Raw genomic sequence first — 2,177 nt, forward strand, 5'->3', positions numbered from 1 at the left:
CTCTCGGAGTGACCACGTCGGCAGGTCCCGGACAGTCTAGGAGGAGCCCGTGTCCCACCCGATCGATGTCGGATCAGTACTCGGTGGCCGCTACAAGGTCACTGCCACCGTACTGACCTCACATGACCAGGATCTGGTGCTGGACGGTGTGGACCAGGTGCTCAACCGCCCCGTGAGCATACTCGTCGCAGGCCCGGGCAACGCCGACCAGGTGGCCCAGAGCGCCCGTGAAGTGGCCACGGGCGAACGTCCCGGCAACGTGCAGATCCTCGATCTTGGCGTCAGCGACGCCACCACGTACCTGATCACCAATCACACCTCGGCCGCGGATCTGCTGGATCTTGTGGTCTCTTCCAACCCGCCGTACGTCGAACCCTTCTTCACGGACACGCTGGGCAGCGAGATCTTTGGGCAGGCCCGCTCCCACGAACCCGAAACCTACGACGGGCTTTACGACGACGAGGAAGTCGACGCCGGGTACATCAACTATGGCCAGGCCCAGGGCACAAACGCACAGCCGCCGGCTTCTCCGGCACCGCCCCCCGCGGGAGTACCGTCGCGGCCCGCTTCCGCTCCTGCTGCCGCGGCAGCAGCCGCGGCGGCCGCCAGGGCACCCAAGGCCCCCACAACCGCACCGCAGGAGACGGCGGCGCATTCAACGGCGCCGCAGCCCGTCCAGAACGGCGGCGCGCCCCGCCAGGCCGAAGCGGCAGCGCAGCAGCCGGCAACCGCCGCGGCACCAAAAGTTTCCTTGTGGTCCGACGACGACTACACCGGTGACGATCACCGCGGCGGAGAGCACCACGGCGGCGCAGCCGCGGCTGCCGGAGTGGCTGCTGCCGGCTTCGACTCGGCGGATCGGGCTCCGGGCAACTTCCCCGCCTCCGCCCGTGCCGCCGTCGACCAGGATGAGGACGAGTACGAGTACGAAGACGAGGACGAGCCCAACCGGGAGCCGCGTTCCATGCGCTGGCTGGTGGGCGGGCTCCTGGCTGCCGTGCTGGTGGTCGGCCTGATCTTCGCGGTCACCAACCTTGGCAGCCTCTTCAAGAGCAGCCCGCAGACCAACGCCGCAACCACCGCCTCCTCCAGCGCACCGGAACCGTCCACCGCGCAGCCGTCGTCGACCGCCACCGAGGCGCCGGCGGCCGCCGGAAATTACGACTCCGACCTCGTCAAGACTTTTGACGGGAACGGCGCGAGCTTCTGGTCAGACATGGAATTCGCGACGGACGACTGGGGCGGACTCGCCTCCGAAGTTCCGCTCGTGGTCAAGCTGAAGGACCCTTCCAAGGTCTCCTCCGTCACTCTGAGCCAGTTGGGGGCCTCCGGTGGCAACATCAGCGTCTTCACCAATGACAAGCCGACCCTGGACGGTGCAAAGCAGATTGGCAGCAACAGCTTTACGTCACCGGACCTGACCATGCCGCTGTCTGAACCCGTCACGGCGCAGTACGTGATCGTGTCCATCAAGAAGCTTCCGAAGCTGGCCGCACCCAAGACCCGCTATGGGTACGGCCTGCGCTTGGCCGAAATCAAAGTCCAGTAACGGCCCTGCGCGGCTGCCGCTGCGCCCAAAGGCGGCGGCTGCGCTGTAAGGCTGCGGCTGCGCTCTAAGGCTGCCGCTGCGCCCTAAGGCGGCTGTCGTGCAGCGGAGGCCACGCCCGCCGGATGGCCGGTAATCCTGGGCCGTCTCCGGCCCCGGCCCCGGCAAACCGGTACCCTGAGTAGTGGTGTTGCTCCGTGACGCCCATTTCGGCCGGAATATTCAATGCCCGGCAATAGTTGTGCCATGTGGCCGGCCATCGAGGCGGGCGCATCGACAAAGGAAGAGGTTCACCGTTCAGTGAGCAACGCAGAAAACACTGCCTCCGAAGTACGTGATGTCATCATCGTCGGCTCCGGCCCGGCGGGCTACACCGCAGCGGTGTACACGGCGCGCGCGAACCTGAAGCCGCTGCTCCTGGCAGGCTCGGTTACGGCCGGCGGCGAACTGATGAACACTACGGACGTGGAGAACTACCCAGGGTTCCCCGACGGCATCATGGGCCCGGACCTGATGGAGAACTTCGAGAAGCAGGCCGCCCGTTTCGGCACGGAGATCCAGTTTGAGGACGTCACCGATTTGGACCTCGACGGCGACGTCAAGACCGTCACCATCGGCACGGGGGAGACCT

2 protein-coding genes are annotated in these 2,177 nt (G+C 66.5%); both read left to right on the top strand.

All coding sequences use genetic code 11. The features are described from left to right. Window positions 1-49: 49 nt before the first annotated feature. Entirely contained in the window at window positions 50-1,549 is a 1,500-nt protein-coding gene (locus tag LQV45_RS27255) for an ABC transporter substrate-binding protein (protein ID WP_230009924.1), read from the top strand. Window positions 1,550-1,846: 297 nt separating this feature from the next. Then, window positions 1,847-2,177 (top strand): NAD(P)/FAD-dependent oxidoreductase (locus LQV45_RS27260; RefSeq protein WP_230009927.1); only part of this gene is annotated, 331 nt, incomplete at its 3' end.

It is taken from the genome of Microbacterium sp. Bi128, assembly GCF_918698205.1.